This is a genomic window from Luteimonas sp. A534 (assembly GCF_054072805.1).
Genome location: NZ_JBSVRR010000008.1, coordinates 1 through 21,043 on the forward strand (window position 1 = coordinate 1; position 21,043 = coordinate 21,043).

The following is a 21,043-nucleotide window of genomic DNA, read 5'->3' on the forward strand; positions in this document are numbered from 1 at the left end:
TCTCCCAACTGAGGGAATGGCGCGCCATTGATCCTCTCGGGCGCCGGGTGCCAAGGCCCTTGAGTGCTCATGTCCCCCGGCGCTGGCCTTCGGCCATCGCCTCCTCCTCTACTTCGCTCTCAAGGGCCTTGGCACGCGTGCGCAGCAGTGCGCGGTGACCCAGGAGCGAAGCCCGGGGCCATGCGCATCTGCGGCCGAAGCCGAGTCCCGCCGTGGCCGGGAGGCCTTCGCGGGGAAGTAAAGGAGGAGGCATCCGCCGCCAGGCGGATGCCGGAGGACATGAGCCGCGAAGGCCTCCCGGCCACGGCGGGACCCTCCACGTCGCCGGCATAGCCAAGATGCAGAAACTCCTTGCGGAAACCGTTGCCCCGGAGTTGGGAGATGAATTTTTTGCCTCGGAATGCGTGCTGCGTCAGCCCTTGAGGTACAGCAGCACCAGTCCGCCGAGGATCGCGAGGTTGCTGATCGCGACCCCGCTGGGACCGAAGGTCAGGCGGTACAGCAGCTGCCGCGAGCGCGCGCCTTCCGGGTTGCGAATGGCATCGCGGCGCAGCAGCGGGCGCATGGTGCGCGCCAGCGGCCCGAGCAGCTGGTAGTTGAGGATCGCGATCGCCGCCAGCGCGAGGGCATAGGTCGGCACCAGGCTGTCGAATGCGAAGGCCGATCCCAGGGTCAGGCCGAGGGCCACCAGCGAAGTCCACAGATAGGTGTGGTACACGGCCAGGATCCCGGCGTGCTCGGTTTCGTCGTCGGCGTAGGCGGTGAGCATCTTGCGGCACAGCCAGGCGGTGACCAGGCCCGCGAGCAGGCCGCCGCCGAGCGCGCCGGCGGTGCCGAGCACGCCCTTGCCCAGCACGCCGCCGAGCACACTGCCGCCGACCTTGGCGAAGCCGGCCGCCGCCGCCGGGCGGCTGATCCCGAGCATGGCGGTGACACCGATCGCGAACGCCGTGCCGGGCGCGGTGGCGCGGGCGAAATCGCCGAAGCGCGTGAGCAGGTCGTCGCGCAGGCTTTTGCGGGCGCGCGACAGGCGCTTGCGTACCGCCGCGTCCGACAGCCCGAGGAGCTCCGCCACCTGGCGCGAGTTCTGGCCTTCCCGGTAATAGAGCAGCAGCACTTCGCGGCTCTCTTCGGGCAGTTCGGAAATCAGCTCCGCGGCCATGCGCTCGCGCTCGGCGTCGATCAGCTGCTCTTCGGGCAGCGCCGAGGGATCCGCGGCGTGGTTGATGGCGATTTCGGCGGCTTCGCCGTCCACCGTGCGCTGGCGGTGCCGGCGCAGGTGGTCATAGGCGAGGTTGCGGGTGATCTGGCGCAGCCAGGGCAGGAAGCTGGCCGGGTTCTGCAGCCGCTTGAGGTTCTGCCACGCCGACAGGAACGCCTCCTGCGCGATGTCCTGGCTGGCGGTCGGGTCGCGGGTGATGGCCAGCGCGACCGCGGTCACCGTGTTCTGGCTGGCGACGATGATGCGGGTATAGGCCTGCTGGCAGCCGCCGGCCGCGGCGGGGAGCTCCCGGTGGATCAGGGTGTCGATGGCGCAGGTGGTCATGGGCGGGCTCGCGTGGCGGCGCCGGAGAGCGCCAATCCTACTTGGACGGTGCTGCGCGGGAAACGTGACCCGTGGATGAGGGAGCCGCCCGGAACGCGCCTCAGCGCGGATCCAGGAGCTGCCAGTCGCGGCCTTCGCGGCGGACCTCCCGCACCTGCGGCTCGCCGGCGCCGACCGCCGATTGCACGGTGCCGCTGCCGCTGCCGTCGGTGGTGTAGTCCGACACGGCCACGGCGAAGCGGTCGGCGCTGCAGGCCGACGCGGCCGTGACATCGAAGCCTTCGGCGGCGAACTGACGCAGCAGGGCCGGGTCCGGATCGGCGCCGTCGATCGCCAGGCAGCCGCGCCGCGTGCCGGCGGCATCCAGCTCGGCGCGCAGCACGGTGGCGGCCAGCGCCGGCGGCGTGGCGATCACGAAGGCGTCGTCGGGCAGGGTGGTGATCAAGGGCATGCCGGAAGCGTCGGGGCCCTGCACGGGGGCGGCCACGGGTGCGGGCATGGAGGCCGCAGGTACCGTCGCCACCTCGGGGCCGGCATCGCCGTCGCCATCGCCGCGACTGGCGCGGTAGGCGATCATCACCAGCGCCACCATCACCGCCACGCCCAGCAGCAGGCCGTAGCGGAACCGCCCGCCGCCGCGCGCGGCCAGCGGCGTACCACCGCTGACCAGCGAGGCCGGCGGCGGAAGGAAGCTCTCGTTGCGATGCGTGGTCTGCTGCAGCAGGCCGGCTTCGCGCAGCATGCGCCGCGCTTCGGGCTGCTGGTCGGAACGGATCACCCACACGGCCGGCCGCGGACCGCTGCTGGCACCTTCGCGATAGCTGAAATTGCCGCGGATGGCGCCACGGTAGGAGCGGCCGTCGCTGACCCGGACCTCGATGCCGGCCTCTTCAAGCAACCGGGCGACCGCTTCGACGTTCTCGATGCGGGCGCTGGAAAACACCTGGCGCATGCGTCAGTCCCGTGCCGGGACGTGTCCGTCCCTGCCTTCGTCGACGACGCGGATCATGCCTTCCTGCGCGGTGCTCGCCACCAGCCGCCCCTTGCGGTCGTAGATCATGCCCCGCGCCAAGCCGCGCGAACCCTGCGCGCTGGGGCTGTCGATCGAGTACAGCAGCCAGTCATCGGCGCGGAAGGGGCGGTGGAACCAGAGTGCATGGTCGAGCGACGCCATCTGCACGTTCGGCTGGTAGTAGCTGATGCCGTGCGGGAACGTGGCAGTGCCGAGCAGGTGGAAGTCCGAGGCATAGGCCAGCAGGGCGCGGTGCAGTTCGGGCGCATCGTCCACTTTCTCGGCCAGCCGGAACCAGACCTGCTGGTAGGGCGGGCGCTTGGGCGGATTGAGCTCGTCGCGCGGGTAGACGTGGCGGAATTCGAACGGCCCGCTGCGGTCGAGCCAGCGCTGGATCTTGGTCGGCAGCGCAGCGAGCACCTTGTCCGGGATCGCCGGCGCCGGGTCGAGGTCTTCGGGCTGCGGCACCTCGGGCATGGTCAGCTGGTGCTGGGCGCTGCCCTCCGCGTCCTGGAACGAGGCCGCGCAGAAGAAGATCACCTTGCCGTGCTGGATCGCGGTCACCCGGCGCACGGAGAAGCTGCCGCCATCGCGGGTGCGGTCGACGTCGTAGACGATCGGGTGCTCGATGTCGCCAGCGCGCAGGAAATAGGCATGCAGCGAATGCGCGCTGCGCGGCTGCGTCAGCGTGGCCTGGGCCGCCGACAGCGCCTGGCCCAGCACCTGGCCGCCGAAGACGTACTTGGTGCCGATGTCGCGGCTCTGGCCGCGGAAGAGGTTGTCCTCGAGGCGCTCGAGCGTGAGCAGCTCCAGGAGTTCGGACACGGGGGCGGGGGTGCTGTTGGGCATCCGCCGGATTATACGGGCGGGGCGGTTACGCCACCGGCCGCTGCGGCGTCGGGTGCAGCCGTTCCCAGGAGGGCATCGCCGCGAGCACGCGTGGCCAGGGGAACAGGGGGCCGGGGTCGCGCTTGCGGCGGACCTGGACGCCGGCGTCGTCGCTGGCGGCCACCAGTTCGACATCGAGATCTTCGTGGCCGGTGATCCAGCGCAGCGCCGGCAAATCCGCGGCAAGCGTCTCCAGCAGCCCGATCAGGGCCGCCACCTGTGCCTCGGGGTATGGCTCCTCCATCGCCTGGTGGCGCGAATCCAGCCAGCGCGGCCAGCGCCCGGTGTTCACCAGCTCGATTCCGACCGAGCGCGCGTTGTGGCCCCGCACGTGGTGCGCGGTGCGCGCGGGATCCACCCAACGCTCGACGCCGCCGTCGCGATCGATGTACCAGTGGCCGCTGTTGCCGGTGCCGCTGGCCGCATACAGCACGCGTTCGCCGTACTCGCGCGCGGTGCCGAGGTCGGGCAACTCGGTGCAGTGGACCACCACCAGGTCGATCTGCGACAGCGGCCGCGGTGCCAGCAGGTGCTCGTAGGGCAGTGGGTCGATGCGCACGTCGCGGCCGGGGCTGGGGTCGGCGGCGATGCTAGCATTCACGGTTCCCCCGGTATCGGCAAAACGATGAGCGTCCGCGGTCACTGCATCCTCTCCCACGGTTTTGAAAGCGGCCCCGACGCCACCAAGGTGACCGCGCTCGCCGAGGTCGCCGAAGGCCTGGGCTGGAGCCACGAACGCCCCGACTACACCGGTTTCGACGCCATGGGCAACGCCGGGCGCCACGGCGATGTCGCCGCGCGCCTGGCGCACCTGCAGGCGCTGGCGTCCGCGCGCGCCGCGGACGGTCCGCTGGTGCTGGCCGGTTCGAGCCTGGGCGCGTGGATTTCCGGCGCGGTCTCGCTGCAGGTGCCGGTGCGCGCGCTGTTCCTGATGGCGCCGCCGGTGAACCGCGTCGCGCAGCACCCGCTGCAGGCTGCTGCGGTCCCGACCGCGATCATCCATGGCTGGGGCGACGAACTGATCCCCGCCGCCGACGTCATCGCCTGGGCCCGCCCGCGCGGCGATCGCCTGCTGCTGGTCGACGACGACCACCGCCTGTCCGGCCACGTCGATACGTCCGCGGCGCTGTTCGCCGCCCTGCTGGGTTCGCTGTCGTCGTGAAATTCTTCGCAAGCTGCGGCAAGGGCCTCGAATACCTGCTGGCCGACGAACTCGCCGCACTCGGTTGCGTGCGCGCCACCGCCACGGTCGCGGGCGTCAACGTCGAGGGCGAACTTGCCGACGCCCTGCGCGCCGTGATGTGGTCGCGCCTGGCCAGCCGCGTGCTGTGGCCGCTGGCCGAGTTCTACTGCGACGACGAGGACACGCTCTACCGCAACATCGTCGCCCTGCCGTGGGCCACCCATCTCGCGCCCGGGCGCACCGTGGCGGTGGACGCGCGCGTGTCCGGCGACGGCATCACCCACGCGCGCTACGCAGCGCAGCGGGTGAAGGACGCCGTGGTCGACAAGCTGCGCGCCGAAACCGGGGAGCGCCCGGACGTCGACCTCGAATCGCCCGACCTGCTGCTCAACCTCGTGGTACGCAAGGGCCGCGCCATCCTGTCCGTCGATCTCGGCGGCGGCGCGCTGCACCGGCGCGGCTGGCGGCGCTCGCAGGGCGATGCACCGCTGAAGGAAACCCTGGCGGCCGCGGTGTTGATGCGCGGCCAGTGGACGCAGGTCCATGCCGAGGGCGGCGCCCTGCTTGATCCCATGTGCGGCAGCGGCACCCTGCTGGTGGAAGGCGCGGCCATGGCCGCCGACGTCGCGCCCGGCCTGCTGCGCCATGGCGACGCGCACCCTTCGCGCTGGAGCGGCTTCGACCACGCCGCGTGGGATGCGCTGCGCGAGGACGCATTGGAACGCGAACGCCTGGGCCGCGCCGCACTGCGGCCGGTGTTCTTCGGCAGCGACGTCGATCCGGCGGCGCTGGACGCCGTGCGCGCGAACGCCGCCGCCGCGGGCTTCGGCGAGCTGGTGCAGCTCGAGGAGCGCCAAGTCGCCGCGCTGCGCCCGATGACGCAGCTGCGCGGCCTGGTGGCCAGCAATCCACCCTACGATGCGCGCCTGGCCGCCGACGCCCAGCTCTACCGCGGCCTGGGCGAGGCCCTGCGCCGGATCGCGCCCTACTGGCGGGCCAGCCTGCTGTGCGGCAGCCCCGAGCTCGCGCGCGCCACCGGCCTGCGGGCGCAGAAGGTCTACCAGGTGTTCAACGGCGCGCTGGAATGCGCGCTGCTGGTGGCCGATCCGGTGCAGCCGCCGCTGCGCGAGGACGCCGGGCCGCGACCGCTCTCGACGGGCGCACAGATGCTCGCCAACCGCCTGCGCAAGAACCTGCGCGCATCCAAGTCCTGGCGCACGCGCGAGGGCGTGGACTGCTACCGCGCCTACGACGCCGACCTGCCCGAGTACGCGGTCGCGATCGACGTCTACACCGAAGCCGACGACCCCGATGCCACCTGGCTGCATGTGCAGGAATACGCCGCGCCGGCCGACATCCCCGATGCCGACGTGCGCCGCCGCTTCGGCGAGGTGCTCGGCGCCGCGCGCGAAGTGTTCGGCGTACCGCGCGAGCGCCTGGCGACCAAGGTGCGCGCCCGCGGCAAGGGCGGCAGCAAGTACGGCGCAGCCGTGGAGCGCCGTGGCGAGTTCATCACCGTGCGCGAAGGGGCCGCGCGGCTGCGGGTGAACCTGTTCGACTATCTCGATACCGGTCTGTTCCTGGACCACCGCCCCCTGCGTTCGCGCATCCAGCGCGAGGCACGCGGCAAGCGCTTCCTGAACCTGTTCTGCTACACCGGCGCGGCCACCGTTCACGCCGCCGTCGGTGGCGCCGCGAGCACCACCAGCGTCGATCTTTCGGGCACCTACCTGCAGTGGGCCGCGGACAACCTGCGCGGGAACCGCGTCGACGGCCGTGTCCCGGGCGGGAGTGCGCATCGCATGGTGCAGGCCGATGCCGTGTCCTGGCTTGAGGCCGACCGGGACGAATACGACCTGGTGTTCTGCGATCCGCCGACCTTCTCCAACTCCGCGCGCGCCGACGACTTCGACATGCAGCTCCAGCACGTGCGCCTGCTGCGGGCCGCGGTGGCGCGGCTGGCGCCGGACGGCGTGCTGTATTTCTCCAACAACTACCGCCGCTTCAAGCTGGACGACGAGGCAGTGGCGGAATTCGCCGAGTGCGAGGACATCACCGCGGAGACGATTCCCCCGGACTTCGCCCGCAATCCGCGGATCCACCGCGCGTGGAGGCTGCGCCAGCGGTAGGCGCCGCGGGACAGGCTGCTACGGGAACCGCAGCGTTGCGCCCGCGGGGACTGTGGTGGGAGCCCGGCGGCACCATGATATGGGGGAGTACCTTGGAGGAACCCGCCATGAGCAATGCCCAGTTCGACTCCACCCGCGTTGTGCGCAAGGTGCGCGGCCGCGCGGCCTCCGACGGCGCCGGCGTGAAGCTCACGCGCGTGATCGGCGGTCCCGACCTGCCCGACATGGACCCCTTCCTGCTGCTCGACGAGTTCGGCACCGACCGCGCCGAGGACTACATCGCCGGCTTCCCCGACCATCCGCACCGCGGCTTCGAGACGGTCACCTACATGCTCGACGGCCGCATGCGCCACCGCGACAACCACGGCAACGAGGGCCTGCTGGTCCCCGGCAGCGTGCAGTGGATGACCGCCGGCCGAGGCCTGGTGCACTCGGAGATGCCCGAGCAGGAGGCGGGCCGCATGCGCGGCTTCCAGCTGTGGGTGAACCTGCCGGCCAGGGACAAGATGATCGAGCCGCGCTACCAGGAGTTCGCGCCCGAACGTATCCCGCTGGTGCGTCCCGCCGATGGCGTCGACGTGCGCGTGATCGCCGGCGAGGTCGTCGCGGGCGATGGCACCCGCGTGCGCGGGCCGATCGACCAGCCCGCCACCTCGCCGCTGTACCTCGACGTATCGCTGCTGCCCGGCATGGCCTGGGAACATCGGCTGCCGGAAGGCCACAACGCCTTCGCCTACGTGTTCGAAGGCGAGGCCACCCTGGGTTCCGGCGAAGAGGCCAGGCAGCTCGCCAGCCACGAACTCGGCTTGCTTGGCGGCGGCGACCTGCTGCGCGTGGAAGCCGGCGAGGCCGGCGCACGCCTGCTGCTTGTTGCGGGACGCCCCCTGCGTGAGCCGGTCGTCCGCCACGGGCCGTTCGTGATGAACACGAAGCAGGAAATCATGCAGGCCTTCGTCGACTTCCAGGAAGGCCGTTTCTGAGGCGTTGCGAACATCCACGAAGCAGGAGGGCGGTGCCGATGCGCCGCCCTCCTGCGTTTGCGGGCCCTTGACTGCGTTGCTCAGCTGGTCGCCGCGGGCTCCCGTCCAAGCCAGCCGTAGATGCCGCCGCCGAGCACCGCGCCGACCAGCGGCGCCACCCAGAACAGCCACAGCTGCCCGAGCGCGCCCGGGCCTGCGAACAGCGCTACCGCCGTCGAGCGGGCCGGGTTCACCGAGGTGTTGGTGACCGGGATGCTGATCAGGTGGATCAGGGTCAACGCCAGGCCGATGGCCACCGGTGCCAGCGCCGCCGGCGCGCGGGCATGCGTCGCGCCCATGATCACGATCACGAACATCGCCGTGAGCACGACTTCGCACACCGCTGCCGCCGTCATCGAATAGCCACCCGGGGACAGTTCGCCGTAGCCGTTGGTGGCGAAGGCGCCCGCCGCCGTCGGATCGATCGAAAAGCCCGCGCTTCCGCTGGCGATGACGTACAGGATCCAGCCGGCGAAGGCACCGCCGGCCACCTGCGCGATGATGTAGGGCACCAGCTCCGACACCGGGAAGCGACCGCCGGCCCACAGGCCCACGCTCACCGCCGGATTGAAGTGTGCGCCCGAGATGTGGCCGAAGGCGTAGGCGCCGGTCAGCACGGTCAGGCCGAAGGCCAGCGCCACGCCGTGGAATCCAATCCCCAGCGGATTGCCGTCGCCACCGAAATGCGCGGCAAGCACCGCACTGCCGCAACCGCCAAGCACCAGCCAGAACGTGCCGATGAACTCGGCCGCGAGTTTCTTCGTCATACAGTCCCCTCCTTCAGGCGGCCGGTTGGCCGCTCCCCGGAAGGAACGCTAGCGCCGAGCGCGGCGCGATGTGTTTGCGTCGCGTTAAGCGGCCCGCCGCGGGCTCAGCGGATCGAAACCCGGACGTCGTCGAAGCGCAGCGACTCCGCCAGCGACATCGCCTGCGACAGTTCCTCTTCGCTGCGGCCGCGCAACGAGACGTGGGCGACGTGCGAGCGATCGAGTTCCACCAGGGTCTCGCGCACTTCGACTCCGACCATCCCGGAGACCTCGCTGCGGTACCACCAGTTCTGGGCCCCGTCGATCCGTGCTTCCTCGGCGCGGTTGCCCCGGCGCGGACGGAACGGCGTTTCGGTGGTGATCATCACCGCCAGCATCTGGTGGCCGTCGCTGTCGCGGATGGCCTTGCAGAAGGTGTAGCCGGCGCCGTCGAGCTTTTCCCACGTCAGCTCGCTGGCGGCAGGAAGTGTCGGGCAATCGCTTGCCGACTGGGCGTGGACGCTGCCTGCCGCAAGCAGCATGGCCGTGGCCAGCACGGTGATCGCTTTCATGTCTTTTCCCCAGAGCAGGCGCGGAACGAAGAGGCGCCTTGCCCGATCGTGAGTGGTGCGTTGCGACAGGGTCCGTGACTGCTGTCACGTTTTGCAAGGTCCGTGCTCAGGTTTCGGGCTGATTAGCACTGTTCCGGCGTGACGCCAGCACCTGCGCGAGCCGCGTCGGCTCGGGCAGGCGGTGCTCGCGGGTGAAACGCATGACGAGGTCCGCACTCGATGCCAGGGCCACGCGATGCCCTGGCGACACCACCAGGGGCGGGTCTCCGGGCCGGCTTCGCAGCAGCCAGCCGACCTGCAGGCGCTCGGTGTTGCGCAGTGCGGTGTAGGCGCCGCGGGTCTGGTGCGGCTCGGGACCGGTGCCGGCCAGGATCGCCCGTGCGACGCCGATGCAGGGCAGCCCGCTGGCGACGCCGAAATGGGCCGCGATACCGAGACCGCGTGGATGGGCGATGCCGTGGCCGTCGACGAAGGCCAGGTCGGGCGGCCGCGGCAGCGCCGCCAGGGCCGCGCGCAGCGCCGGCAGGGCGCGGAACGGGACCAGTTCCTGCGCATTGGACGCGTGGGTGGGCAGGCGGGCGTTCCCGCTGGCCAGCACTTCGAGCGTCACGGCGTCCAGCAGTACCGCGGTGGCGTGGGCCACGGCGCCGCCATCGCTGAACTCGACGCTGAATCCACCGATGGTGGCCAGGTGCCTGGGGAAACGGTCACGCAGTTCCAGCAGGTCGGCCAAGCGGGCCTGGAGCGCGCGTGCGTCTTCCAGGGGGCCATCGTCGTCGGCGGGAGTGGCGCAGGCCGCGGGGCCGGGCGGGCCGGCGTGGAGAGGAGAGGGGGAGGGCATCGTGGCGCAGAGGATACGCCCCGCACATCAACTTTCGGCGATGAGGCGGTGCGACAGTGCGTGCAGCCGCTGCGGCGTCCCGACGTCGGTCCATCGGCCACGGTGGTGTTCGCCGCTGGCCGCGCCGCGCACCATGGCGGCGCGCAGCAGTGGGGCCAGCCTGAAACGTGGCGGTGTCGCGTCGGCCCCCGCGGCATCGCCGACGACGTCGCGCCACCCGTCCAGCAGCGCCGGCCTGTAGACGCCGATGCCCGCGAAGGTCAGCCGTGTCGCGCCTGCATCCCCGTCGTGGACGCGGCCATCGGCATCGAGCACGAAGTCGCCGGCGGGATGGTGGTCGGGGTTGTCGACCAGCACCAGGTGCGCGTCGCCGCGCGGCTCCCGCGGCAGGCGCGCGAAATCGAAGTCGCACCAGATGTCGCCGTTGACCGCGATGAAGGGCCCGTCGCCCAGGAGTGGAAGCGCGTGCAGCATGCCGCCGCCGGTTTCCAGCGGCGTGTCGCCTTCGTATGCGTAGTGGATGCGAAGCCCCCAGCGGCTGCCATCGCCGAGGAGTTCTGGAAAGCGCGGCGCCAGCCACGAGGTGTTGACCACCACGTCGCGCACGCCGCTGCCGGCGAGCCGCTCCAGGTGCCAGGCGATCAGCGGCTTTCCGCCCGCTTCAAGCAGGGGCTTGGGCGTGGTGTCGGTCAGCGGGCGCATGCGCTCGCCGAGGCCGGCGGCGAAGACCAGGGCCTTCACGGTTTGACGCCTGGGCTGCCCGCCACCACCAGCGCCGGACGCACGTGGCGATCGAGCACGCCGGCCAGCGGCGCGAGTTCCGGAAACCGCGGCAGCGCCTGGTCGAGATAGGCCAGGAAGCGCGGGGCATCGGCGAGGTATTTCGGCTTGCCGTCGCGGTGGTGCAGGCGGGCGAAGATGCCGAGCACCTTGAGGTGGCGTTGCACGCCGATCAGTGCGGCATCGCGCAGGAAGCGCTCCGGAGCTGCGGGGACAGGGACTCCGGCCGCCAGTGCGCGGGCATGGTATGCCGCCAGCCAGGCGTCCACGCGGGCCGGCGGCCAGCTGAGGAAGGCGTCCTTGAACAGGCTCACCGCGTCATAGGCCACCGGCCCCAGCACCGCGTCCTGGAAGTCGAGCACGGCGAGCCCGCCCGGCACCGGCATCAGGTTGCGCGGCATGAAGTCGCGGTGCACCAGCACCCGGGGCTGGGCCAGCGCGCTGTCGATGAGGATGCGATAGCCGAGGTCGAGCGCCTCCAGGTCTTCGCAGCCGGGTTCGACGCCGAGGTGGCGGCGGAGGAACCATTCGTCGAACAGGCGCAGCTCGCGCACGAGCAGGGCTTCGTCGTACAGCGGGAGGTCGTCCGGCGCCGGGATGGCCTGGATGCGCAGCAGCTGGTCGACGGCGGCATCGAAAAAGCCGTCGGCATTGCCGGCATCGATGGCGTGCAGCAGCGTGTCGACGCCCAGGTCCTCGAGCAGCAGGAAGCCACGCTCGACGTCGCGGGCGAGCACCCGGGGCACGCGCACGCCGCCGCGCTCCAGCACGTCATGCAGGCGCAGCCAGGGGCGCACGTCCTCCAGCGCCGGGGGCGAGTCCATCACGATCAGGCTGGCGTCGCCGCTGCCGCTGGCGCGCCAGTAGCTGCGGAAGCCGGCGTCGGTCGAAGCCCGCTCCAGCGCGAGGGCAGGGCTTGCGGCGGCCGCGCGCGCCCAGTCCAGGCGTGCGTTCGCGCGGGTGTCGTCGATGGCTGCGGTCATGCGGTCTCCAGGCCGGCGGGGCGGCGGTGTGCACAGGGTAAACTTCGCGCTGGTCCTTAGACAGCGCAGGCCCCGCCACATGATCCAGCTGCAACCCGTGCTCCTGTCAGGCGGCTCCGGCACGCGCCTGTGGCCGCTGTCGCGCGAGGCCTACCCCAAGCAGTTCCTGGCCCTGGCCGGTGAACACACCATGCTGCAGGACACCTGGCTGCGCGTGGCGCCGCTGGCCGCGCTGTCGCCGATCGTGGTCGCCAACGAAGAGCACCGCTTCCTGGCCGGCGAGCAGCTGCGCCAGGTGGGCGTGCAAGGCGCGTCGATCGTGCTCGAACCGGTGGGTCGCAACACTGCTCCGGCCATCGCCGCCGCAGCGTTGCAGGCCACCGCCGCGGGCGCCGATCCGCTGCTGCTGGTGCTTCCGTCCGACCACGTCGTCCGCGATGCCGATGCGTTCCGCGCTGCCGTGCGCGAGGCGATGCCGGCGGCCGAAGGCGGGGCACTGGTGACCTTCGGCATCGTGGCCGAAGCGCCGGAAACCGGTTTCGGCTACATCCAGTCCGGGCCGGGCGAGGGCGTGCGTGACGTGCTGCGCTTCGTCGAGAAGCCCGACGCCGCCACCGCGCAGGGCTACCTCGATGCCGGTGATTACTACTGGAACAGCGGCATGTTCCTGTTCCGCGCTTCGCGCTACCTCGAGGAACTGGGGCGCGTCCGTCCGGAGATGCTGGACGCGGTGCGCGCTGCCTTCGAAGGCGCCGTGCGCGACGGCGACTTCGTGCGCCTGGACAGGGATGCGTTTTCCGCAGCGCCATCGGATTCGATCGACTACGCGGTGATGGAGCGGACCGACCGCGCGATGGTGCTGCCGGTGGACATCGGCTGGAACGATGTCGGGTCTTGGTCGGCGCTGTGGGAGGTGAGCCCGCAGGACGCGGACGGCAACGCCCACAACGGCGAAGTGATCGCCGTCGACAGCCACGGCAGCTATGTCTGGTCGCGGCGGATGGTGGCGCTGGTCGGCGTGGACGACCTGGTGGTGGTGGAAACCGCCGACGCGGTGCTGGTCGCGCGCAAGGACCGCGTGCAGGAGGTCAAGGAGGTGGTTGCGCGCCTGAAGGCCGACGACCGCAGCCACGCCGTGCTCCACCGCGAGGTCCATCGCCCCTGGGGCAGCTACGACTCCATCGACCAGGACGAGGGCTTCCAGGTCAAGCGCATCAAGGTCAAGCCCGGCGGACGCCTGTCGCTGCAGTCGCACAAGTGCCGCGCCGAGCACTGGATCGTGGTCCGCGGCATCGCGCGGGTGACCCGCGACAACGACGTGTTCGAGCTGCATGCGAACCAGTCGACCTATATCCCGCTGGGCGCGAAGCACCGGCTGGAGAACCCCGGCACCGAAGTGCTGGAGCTGATCGAAGTGCAGTCGGGCGACTACCTCGGTGAGGACGACATCGTCCGCTACGAGGACGTCTACGGGCGCTCATGACCGACGCCGCCATCGACCGCCAGCTCGACCGCCTCGAGGCCGCCAGCCTGCACATCCTGCGCGAGGTCGCGGGTCAGTGCCGCCACCCGGTGATGCTGTATTCCATCGGCAAGGACAGCTCGGTGCTGCTGCACCTGCTGCTGAAGGCCTTCGCGCCGGCGCGGCCGACGATCCCGCTGCTGCACGTCGACACCACCTGGAAGTTCCGCGAGATGATCGCGTTCCGCGACCGCCGCGTGGCGGAGACCGGTGTGGAGCTTCGCGTGCATGTGAATCCCGACGGGGTGCGCGAGGGCATCGGCCCGCAGAGCCACGGCGCCAGCCGGCACACCGAAGTGATGAAGACGCTGGCGCTGAAGCAGGCGCTCACCGCTGGTGGCTATGACGCCGCGATCGGCGGTGCGCGCCGCGACGAGGAAAAGTCGCGCGCCAAGGAGCGGGTGTTCTCGTTCCGCGATGCCAACCAGCGCTGGGATCCGCGCCGCCAGCGCCCCGAGCTGTGGGACCTGTACAACGCCCGCGTGAATCCCGGCGAGAGCATGCGCGTGTTCCCGCTGTCGAATTGGACCGAGCTCGACGTCTGGCGCTACATCCGCCGCGAGGGCATCCCGGTGGTGCCGCTGTATTTCGCCGCCGAACGGCCGATCGTCGAGCGCGAGGGCTCCCTGGTGATGGTCGACGACGAGCGCTTCCAGCTGCAGCCCGGCGAAACGCCGACGATGCGCCGGGTGCGCTTCCGCACCCTGGGCTGCTATCCGCTGACCGGCGCGGTGGAGTCCGATGCCGCCGACCTCGACGCGATCATCGCCGAGATGGAAGCGGGCACGCAGTCCGAGCGCGCCGGGCGCCTGATCGACCACGCCGTGGACGATTCGATGGAAAAGAAAAAGCGCGAGGGGTATTTCTGATGGCGCGTGATTTCCTGCGCATCGTCGCCTGCGGCAGCGTCGACGACGGCAAGAGCACCCTGATCGGCCGCCTGCTGGCCGAGGCCGGGCGCGTGCCAGACGACGAACGCGCCGCGCTTGCGAAAGCCAGCGCCGTGCACGGCACCCGCGGCGACGACATCGATTACGCCCTGCTGCTCGACGGCCTCGAGGCCGAGCGCGAACAGGGCATCACCATCGACGTCGCCTGGCGCCATCTCGAAACGCCGCGGCGCCGCTTCCTGATCGCCGACTGCCCGGGGCACGTGCAATACACGCGCAACATGGCGACCGGTGCGTCGGTGGCGGACCTTGCGATCGTGCTGGTCGACGCCACCCGCGGACTGCTGCCGCAGACCTTCCGCCACACTGCGATCGCTGCCATGTTCGGCGTGCGCCACGTGCTGCTGGCAGTGAACAAGATGGACCGCACGGGTTATGACCGCGGCGTGTTCGACGCCATTGCCGCTGCGTACCGCGAACATGCCGCGAAGCTCGGGATCGCCGTTGCCACCGCGATCCCGCTGGCAGCGGCGACGGGCGACAACGTCACCACCCGTTCAAACGCGATGGACTGGTACAGCGGCCCCACCGTGTTGGGGTACCTGGAATCAGTGCAGGTCGAAACCCGCGGCGATGACCTTCCGGCGCGACTGCCGGTGCAGCTCGTGCTGCGCAACGGCGACGACGGCCGCTGGCTGGCCGGCACGCTCGCCTCCGGCACGCTGCGCGTGGGCGATGCGCTGCGCGTCGAACCCGACGGCGTGGACGCCACCGTCGCCGCCCTGCGCCTTGTGGGTGTCGATGCGCGCGAAGTGCAGGCCGGCAGCGCCGTCTCCGTGCGTCTTGCGGAAGACGTCGATGCCGCGCGCGGCGACGTGCTGGCCGCGGCCGATGCGCCGCTGGCAGCGACCGACCAGTTCGTCGCCGACCTGCTGTGGTTCGACGAGGCCGCGCTGCTTCCCGGGCGCCGCTACCAGCTGCAGCTCGGCACGCGCCTGGTCGGCGCCCGCGTGGGCGCGATCCGGCACCGCCTCGACCCGGAAAGCCTGCAGCCCCTGGCCGCCAAGCGCCTGCAGGCCAACGACATCGGCGAAGTGGACCTGGCGCTCGACGTGCCGATCCCGTTCGCGCCCTATGCCGACGAACCGGTGATGGGCAGCTTCGTGCTGGTCGACCTGCTCAGCCGCGCCACCGTCGGTGCCGGCATGATCCGCCACGGCCTGCGCCGCGCCGACAACATCCACTGGCAGGCGCTGGACGTGAACCGCGACGTCCGCGCCGCGCTCAAGGGCCAGCGTCCGCGCTGCGTCTGGTTCACCGGCCTGTCGGGCGCAGGCAAGTCGACCATCGCCAACCTGGTCGAGCGGGGGCTGGTCGCGCGCGGCTGCCACACCTACCTGCTCGACGGCGACAACGTCCGCCACGGCCTCAACCGCGACCTCGGCTTCACCGACGAGGACCGCGTGGAGAACATGCGCCGCGTCGCCCACGTCGCGCGCCTGATGACCGACGCCGGCCTGATCGTGCTGGTGAGCTTCATCTCCCCGTTCCGCGCCGAGCGCCGTTCCGCGCGTTCGCTGTTCGCCGAGGGCGACTTCGTCGAGGTCTTTGTCGACACCACCCTGGCCGAAGCGGAGCGCCGCGACGCCAAGGGCCTCTACGCCAAGGCGCGTCGCGGCGAACTGCCCAACTTCACCGGCATCGACTCGCCGTACGAGCCGCCGGAAGCGGCGGAGCTGGTGTTGGATACGACGTCGGCCTCTGCGGAGGCGCTTGCCGAACGGGTCATCGGATTGCTGCTGGACTGACGCGGGCCGCCCCACGCCGATATCGACATGGCAAGAACAATGAAGCCGGGCAATGCCCGGCTTCACTGCGATGCGACTGCGTTCCTGCCAGCGCCTGACTCAGCGCCTGCCCTTGCGCTTGCCGTTGACGAACTCGGCAATGAACAACAGCACGATGGCGCCGACCAGCGAGGCGATGAAGCCCACCTTCTCGCCCTCTGCGTACCAGCCCAGCAGGCGCCCGACCCAGCCGGCGAGAAGCGCGCCGACGATGCCGAGCACCACCGTCATGATGATGCCGAGGTCCTGCTTGCCGGGCTTGATCAGGCGCGCGAGCACGCCGACCACGAAGCCCACCAGGATGATCCAGAGCCAGCTGCTGCCGCCGAATACACCTTCCATGACGCCCCCTCTTGTGTTGGTGACCGCCCGAGCTTAACAGGGGCGGTGGCAGGCGTGTCCACGGCCGCGATCGCAGCGCGGCATCGCGGCCATGGCCGCTCCCACAAAGGCGGGATCGCGGCCATGGCCGCCCCACGGGGCGGCCCGCTGTGGCCTCAGCAGCAGCCGTGGTCGCCGTGGCGGGTGCCGCTGTCGGCCGCCACCGCTGCGCCCATGGTCTCGCCGCGGGCGCTGGCCGCCTGGTGGGCAGCGATGACCTGGGCCACGCAGGACGTCACCCGCTTGCCCATCTCGATGTGCAGGAACTCGTTGGGGCCGTGGGCATTGGAGTGCGGGCCAAGCACGCCGGTGATCATGAACTGCGCACCGGGGAACTTCTCGCCAAGCATGCCCATGAAGGGGATCGAGCCGCCTTCGCCCATGTACATCGCCGGGCGCTTGTAGAAGGCCTGGCTGGCGGCGTCCACCGCGCTTTCAAGCCACGGTGCCATCGCCGGCGCGTTCCAGCCGGTGGAGGCCTTCTCGAGCTCGAGCGTCACCTTGGCGCCGTTCGGCGGATCGCGCAGCAGGGCTTCCTGCAGCAGCTCGCCGGCGCGCTTGCCGTCGAGCGTGGGCGGCAGGCGCAGCGACAGCTTCACCGCGGTGTGGGGACGCAGCACGTTGCCCGCGGACTCGAGCGTCGGCATGCCGCCGATGCCGGTCACCGACAGCGCCGGCCGCCAGGTGCGGTTGAGCACCAGTTCGGTGAGGTCGTCGTTCATCGGCGTCATGCCGGGCAGGAAGGGGAACTTGTCGAACACGGCCGTGTCCAGCACCTCGGCACACTTGCGCGCCTGGGCGAGCCGGTCGGCGGGGATGTCCGCATGCAGGCCTTCAAGCAGGATGCGGCCGGTGTCCTCGTCCTCGATGCGCGAAAGCAGCTGGCGCAGCAGGCGGAAGCTGGAAGGCACGACGCCCGAGGCATCGCCCGAGTGCACGCCTTCGTCGAGCACCGTCACGCTGAAGTTGCCGCCGGCCAGGCCGCGCAGCGAGGTGGTGCACCAGAGCTGCTCGTAGTTGCCGCAGCCCGAGTCCAGGCAGACCACCAGGGACGGTTGCCCGATGCGGTCGGCGAGGTGGTCGACGTAGGCGGGCAGGTCGTAGCTGCCGGATTCCTCGCAGGCCTCGATCAGCACCACGCAGCGCGCGTGCGGCAGCTTCTGCTGCTGCAACGCCATGATCGCGGTGAGCGAGCCGTAGATCGCGTAGCCGTCGTCGGCGCCGCCGCGGCCGTAGAGCTTGCCGTCGCGCAGCACCGGCTTCCAGGGGCCGAGGTCGTCATCCCAGCCGGTCATTTCGGGCTGCTTGTCGAGGTGGCCGTAAAGCAGCACGCAGTCGTCGGCGTTGCCGCCGTTGGTCGCGGGGATCTCGATGAAGATCAGCGGCGTGCGGCCCTCCAGGCGCACCACTTCCAGCTGCATGCCGGGGATGTCCTGGGCGCGCGCCCAGCCTTCCATCAGCGTGACCGCGTCCTCCATGTAGCCGTGCTCGACCCAGTCGGCGTCGAACATCGGCGACTTGTTGGGGATGCGGATGTATTCCACCAGCTGCGGCACGATCTCGTCCTCCCACTTGGACGACACGAACTGCTCGGCGCGGGTGGGATCGATCAGGCTGGTGTCCATGGTGGAACCCTGTATTCAGCGGGGAAACCCCGATTCTACGCCCCTCGCGTCAGGGTTTCCGGACGCGGCGGGGCGCGGCTGCCCGGCAGGCAGGCGGGTGCCGCGGCGATGCACATGGCCTGCAGCGGCGTCGGAGACTGGCCGCGCCGGTGCCAGGAAGGCCCGGCGGAATGGAATCCATACACCGCAAGGAGAGCGCCATGATTCCCCTGAAGTCCGTGCTTGCACCCGTGCTGCTGTCGCTGCTGATGGCCGGCAGTGCGTTCGCCAGCGAGAAGGTCAACATCAATACCGCCGACGCCGAGGCCATCGAGCGTGCGCTGGTCAACATCGGCCTGTCGAAGGCGGAAGCGATCGTCGCGTACCGCAAGGCCAACGGCGCGTTCAAGAGCGCCGATGAACTGGTCAACGTGAAGGGCGTGGGCCTGAAGACCGTCGAGCGCAACCGCGACCGGATCGTGGTGGGCGGCGGTGCCGCAAAGCCTGCTGCCGCTGCGGCGAAGCCGGCGCCCGCCAAGCCCAGGCCCGCCGCCGCCGCTGGCACGCCCTGAGCAACGCCGGGCCTGTTCCGGGCGCAGGGACGCGCCTTGAACAAGGGCAGGGCCGTCGGTCCGCACGCGACGGCACTGCCCGGTGTCACGGCGCGCCGGGACGCAGGGACGCGTCCCGGCCGCCCTCTGCAGGCACGCGCGCTCAACTGCGGGCCGCGCGTGAAGCGTGCGGCGCTACACTCCCGCCATGTGCAGCGCCGCAGCCTTCGCGCGACATCTTCCAGCGAACGAATACCGGCGCCTACGCTGGCGCAATGGCCTTGGCTGGACGCGCGAGATCCACGCGGGGTCGCTGGCGGGCGTTGATGGCTGGGACTGGCGGCTGTCGATCGCCGAGATCGAGGCCAATGGCCCGTATTCGGCATTCCCGGGCGTGGAGCGCGAGCAGGTCCTGCTGTCGGGCGAAGGCCTGGTCCTGGACTTCGGCGATGGCCATGAACGCATGCTGGCACCGCCGCACGGGCGCCAGCGCTTTGGCGGCGATGTGGCGGTGGACGCGCGACTGCAGGGAAGCCGGGCCGAAGTGTTCAACCTCATGTGGCGGCCCGGGCGGGTGACGCCCCGGTTGTGGCACCGGCCGCTCGTGGGGTCGATGCTGCTGTTCGTCGATCCCGGCAGCACCTGGGCGCTGCATGTCATGGCCGGGCAGGCCAGCGTCGACGGCGACAAGGCCCTGCCGCTGCTCGAGATGGGTGACAGCGCGCTGCTCGCCGCGGGCGACATGCGCCGGCGGCACGTGATCGAAGGCGCGGGCGAACTGCTACTGGTGCGCATCGAGCCGACGGCCCTGCAGATCGACCCGGATTGACTCAGTACACGTCGCGGCGGTAACGGCCGGCCGCGAGCAGATCCTCGACCCGATCGTTGCCCAGGATGTCGCGCAGCGCGGCGTCGACGCCCGGCGCCATGCCCTTGAGGCTGCCGCACACCAGGATCGTGGCGCCATCGTCGACCCACTCGCGCAGGCGCGGCGCCCCGGCGCGCAGCGCGTCCTGCACGTAACCGTGGTGCAGGGCGGCGCGGCCGCCTGCGATGGCATCGGCGGGCAGGGTTGCCCCATCGGTGTCGCGGGAGAAGGCGAGGTCCAGCCGCGCCAACGCGCCGTCCGCCAGCCACTGCAGCAAGTCCTCGCGCAGGTGGAAATCGCGATCGGCGTGGCGCTCGCCGAACAGCAGCCAGTTGCGATGGCCCGCGGCGGCGATGCGCTCGGCCAGGTGCGCGCGCAGGCCGGCGATGCCGGTGCCGTTGCCGACCAGCACCAGCGGCGCGTTTGCGTCCGGGCCACGGAAGCCGGGGTTGGCGCGGATGCGCAGATCGATCACGCCGCCCGGTTGGGCGTGGTCGCAAAGCCAGCCGCTGCCGACGCCGGGACTGCCATCCGGACGCAGCATGCGCCGCAGCAGCAGGCGCAACGTGCGTTCACCCGCGGCCGATGCAATCGAATACTCGCGATGCGGCAGGGGTTGCAGCCGCGCAGCCAGGGCCTGGGCGTCGAAGTCCTGGATGTCGCCTGCGTCGGGCAGGTGCGAGCGCGCGAGCAGGTCGCGAAGCGCAACGCTGGCTTCGCCCACGCCCATGCCCACGCCCAAGTGCACCTGCGCGGTGGGATCCAGGCCGGTCGCGGCGAGCAGGGCCGCGACTGCCGAAGGCGCCTGGCGCGGCCCGATTTCGGCGATGTCGCCGGCGCGCCACTTCGGATCGTGGCCCGCTGGCGGCGACAGGATCACTTCGTACACCGCGCCGCCAACGCTGCCCGGGTTGATCTCGCGGCGCGCGGACAGCGTCCACGGCGCATAGGTCGCGGGCGACCAGTCGGGAAGTTCCGGCGCGCCCGCGACAACGCCGAGATGGTGCTGCCAGTGGCGCAGGGCGGCGGGATCACCGTTGTCGACGTCCACCAGGTCGAACAGCGGGCGCGCGCCCGCGCCGCGCAACCAATGATCCAGTGCGTGCCCGAAGGCGCAGTAGTTGCGATAGCTGCGATCGCCCAGCGCCAGCACGGCGTAGCGCAGGCCGGGCAGGGCGATGTCGGGACGCATGGCGTTGCGGAGGAATCCCGCGGCGGGGTCGGGCGCATCGCCTTCGCCGGTGGTGCTGGCGACGAACAGCGCTTGCCGCGCGGCGCCGAGCATGGAAGCGTCCACAGCGGCGATATCACGCAGGCGCGCGCGCAGGCCCGCAGCGTGCAGCGCTTCCGCCGTGCGCTGGGCGAACTCGAAGGCCTGACCGGTCTGGCTTGCGTGGATCACCAGCCACTCGTCTGCGTCCGGAAGGTGGGCGTCGGCGGCATTGGACGCGGCCTGCGCCCGCGCGTTGCGACTTGTGCGCCAGAGCTTCGCTGCGCTTGTGCCGACGTATGCGAGCCCAAGCAGCGCGGCAAGCGCAGCGTGCAGGGCCGTGGGCGCAGCCGGCCACCAGGGTTCATCATGCAACGGCAAGAAGGCCAGTGCCGCCGCGCACAGGGCAAGCAGGATGCCGGCCTGCACGACGCGCGCGGCGGTGAACGGCGAGGCGCCTGATCCCGTCCT

At 70.9% G+C, this 21,043-nt stretch carries 20 protein-coding genes; 8 read left to right on the forward strand and 12 right to left on the reverse strand.

From position 1 onward, the window contains the following. Positions 1–412: 412 nt before the first annotated feature. The 4 genes from ACW5F0_RS14040 to ACW5F0_RS14055 form a co-directional block, all read right to left on the reverse strand. Positions 413–1,546 (reverse strand): RNA polymerase sigma factor, encoded by a 1,134-nt coding sequence (locus ACW5F0_RS14040; protein WP_456963825.1) that lies wholly within the window; start codon positions 1,544–1,546, stop codon positions 413–415. Between the two features lie 100 nt (positions 1,547–1,646). Further along, complete coding sequence (locus tag ACW5F0_RS14045; protein ID WP_456999973.1) at positions 1,647–2,498, reverse strand: hypothetical protein; 852 nt, start codon at positions 2,496–2,498, stop codon at positions 1,647–1,649. Between the two features lie 3 nt (positions 2,499–2,501). After that, positions 2,502–3,407 (reverse strand): acyl-CoA thioesterase II, encoded by a 906-nt coding sequence (gene tesB, locus ACW5F0_RS14050; protein ID WP_456999974.1) that lies wholly within the window; start codon positions 3,405–3,407, stop codon positions 2,502–2,504. Between the two features lie 25 nt (positions 3,408–3,432). Continuing rightward, positions 3,433–4,047 carry an N-acetylmuramoyl-L-alanine amidase gene (locus ACW5F0_RS14055; protein ID WP_456999975.1) on the reverse strand — a complete coding sequence of 205 codons (615 nt, stop codon included), beginning with the start codon at positions 4,045–4,047 and terminating at the stop codon, positions 3,433–3,435. Positions 4,048–4,071: 24 nt separating this feature from the next. On the opposite strand from ACW5F0_RS14055, the gene ACW5F0_RS14060 reads away from it, so the two are divergent. From ACW5F0_RS14060 to ACW5F0_RS14070, 3 genes are all read left to right on the forward strand, one after another. Beyond that, a complete protein-coding gene (locus ACW5F0_RS14060; protein ID WP_456963829.1) occupies positions 4,072–4,608 on the forward strand; it encodes a hypothetical protein in 537 nt (178 codons plus the stop codon). Continuing rightward, the gene (gene rlmKL / locus ACW5F0_RS14065) at positions 4,605–6,758 is read left to right on the forward strand and encodes a bifunctional 23S rRNA (guanine(2069)-N(7))-methyltransferase RlmK/23S rRNA (guanine(2445)-N(2))-methyltransferase RlmL (RefSeq protein WP_456963830.1); all 2,154 of its coding nucleotides are present in this window, start codon (positions 4,605–4,607) and stop codon (positions 6,756–6,758) included. The genes ACW5F0_RS14060 and rlmKL overlap by 4 nt, the downstream gene beginning before the upstream one ends. A gap of 107 nt (positions 6,759–6,865) precedes the next feature. Beyond that, positions 6,866–7,738 (forward strand): pirin family protein, encoded by an 873-nt coding sequence (locus tag ACW5F0_RS14070; RefSeq protein WP_456963831.1) that lies wholly within the window; start codon positions 6,866–6,868, stop codon positions 7,736–7,738. Positions 7,739–7,818: 80 nt separating this feature from the next. On the opposite strand, the gene aqpZ is transcribed toward ACW5F0_RS14070, so the two are convergent. From aqpZ to ACW5F0_RS14095, 5 genes are all read right to left on the reverse strand, one after another. Further along, positions 7,819–8,544, reverse strand: a complete 726-nt coding sequence (gene aqpZ / locus ACW5F0_RS14075; RefSeq protein ID WP_456963832.1) for an aquaporin Z — start codon at positions 8,542–8,544, stop codon at positions 7,819–7,821. Positions 8,545–8,648: 104 nt separating this feature from the next. Then, positions 8,649–9,095: a hypothetical protein gene (locus tag ACW5F0_RS14080; protein ID WP_456963833.1), complete on the reverse strand. Its 447-nt coding sequence runs from the start codon at positions 9,093–9,095 to the stop codon at positions 8,649–8,651. Between the two features lie 106 nt (positions 9,096–9,201). Next, positions 9,202–9,936 carry an endonuclease V gene (locus ACW5F0_RS14085; RefSeq protein ID WP_456963834.1) on the reverse strand — a complete coding sequence of 245 codons (735 nt, stop codon included), beginning with the start codon at positions 9,934–9,936 and terminating at the stop codon, positions 9,202–9,204. 27 nt (positions 9,937–9,963) lie between these two features. Next, a complete protein-coding gene (gene murU, locus ACW5F0_RS14090; protein ID WP_456963835.1) occupies positions 9,964–10,677 on the reverse strand; it encodes an N-acetylmuramate alpha-1-phosphate uridylyltransferase MurU in 714 nt (237 codons plus the stop codon). Continuing rightward, positions 10,674–11,699, reverse strand: coding sequence for an aminoglycoside phosphotransferase family protein (locus ACW5F0_RS14095; protein WP_456999976.1), 1,026 nt, complete (start codon positions 11,697–11,699; stop codon positions 10,674–10,676). The genes murU and ACW5F0_RS14095 overlap by 4 nt, the downstream gene beginning before the upstream one ends. Positions 11,700–11,778: 79 nt before the next feature. Between ACW5F0_RS14095 and ACW5F0_RS14100 the strand changes: the two genes are divergently transcribed. From ACW5F0_RS14100 to cysC, 3 genes are read left to right on the forward strand one after another with little or no spacing between them, the layout of a single operon-like run. Next, the gene (locus ACW5F0_RS14100; RefSeq protein WP_456999977.1) at positions 11,779–13,182 is read left to right on the forward strand and encodes a mannose-1-phosphate guanylyltransferase/mannose-6-phosphate isomerase; all 1,404 of its coding nucleotides are present in this window, start codon (positions 11,779–11,781) and stop codon (positions 13,180–13,182) included. After that, a complete protein-coding gene (gene cysD / locus ACW5F0_RS14105; protein ID WP_456999978.1) occupies positions 13,179–14,090 on the forward strand; it encodes a sulfate adenylyltransferase subunit CysD in 912 nt (303 codons plus the stop codon). Before ACW5F0_RS14100 ends, cysD begins: the two co-directional genes overlap by 4 nt. Then, complete coding sequence (gene cysC, locus ACW5F0_RS14110) at positions 14,090–15,919, forward strand: adenylyl-sulfate kinase (protein ID WP_456999979.1); 1,830 nt, start codon at positions 14,090–14,092, stop codon at positions 15,917–15,919. Before cysD ends, cysC begins: the two co-directional genes overlap by 1 nt. Positions 15,920–16,018: 99 nt before the next feature. Here cysC and ACW5F0_RS14115 read toward each other — a convergent pair whose 3' ends face one another. Together ACW5F0_RS14115 and ACW5F0_RS14120 are read right to left on the reverse strand one after the other, a co-directional pair. Further along, positions 16,019–16,300, reverse strand: coding sequence for a GlsB/YeaQ/YmgE family stress response membrane protein (locus tag ACW5F0_RS14115; protein WP_456963840.1), 282 nt, complete (start codon positions 16,298–16,300; stop codon positions 16,019–16,021). Positions 16,301–16,455: 155 nt separating this feature from the next. Beyond that, positions 16,456–17,964, reverse strand: coding sequence for a M20 family metallopeptidase (locus tag ACW5F0_RS14120; RefSeq protein WP_456963841.1), 1,509 nt, complete (start codon positions 17,962–17,964; stop codon positions 16,456–16,458). Between the two features lie 170 nt (positions 17,965–18,134). On the opposite strand from ACW5F0_RS14120, the gene ACW5F0_RS14125 reads away from it, so the two are divergent. Then, positions 18,135–18,515, forward strand: coding sequence for a ComEA family DNA-binding protein (locus ACW5F0_RS14125; RefSeq protein ID WP_456963842.1), 381 nt, complete (start codon positions 18,135–18,137; stop codon positions 18,513–18,515). Positions 18,516–18,702: 187 nt separating this feature from the next. Continuing rightward, positions 18,703–19,323 (forward strand): HutD/Ves family protein, encoded by a 621-nt coding sequence (locus ACW5F0_RS14130; RefSeq protein WP_456963843.1) that lies wholly within the window; start codon positions 18,703–18,705, stop codon positions 19,321–19,323. A 1-nt stretch (position 19,324) separates the two neighbouring features. On the opposite strand, the gene ACW5F0_RS14135 is transcribed toward ACW5F0_RS14130, so the two are convergent. After that, positions 19,325–21,001: a flavodoxin domain-containing protein gene (locus tag ACW5F0_RS14135; RefSeq protein ID WP_456999985.1), complete on the reverse strand. Its 1,677-nt coding sequence runs from the start codon at positions 20,999–21,001 to the stop codon at positions 19,325–19,327. Between the last annotated feature and the right edge of the window lie 42 nt (positions 21,002–21,043).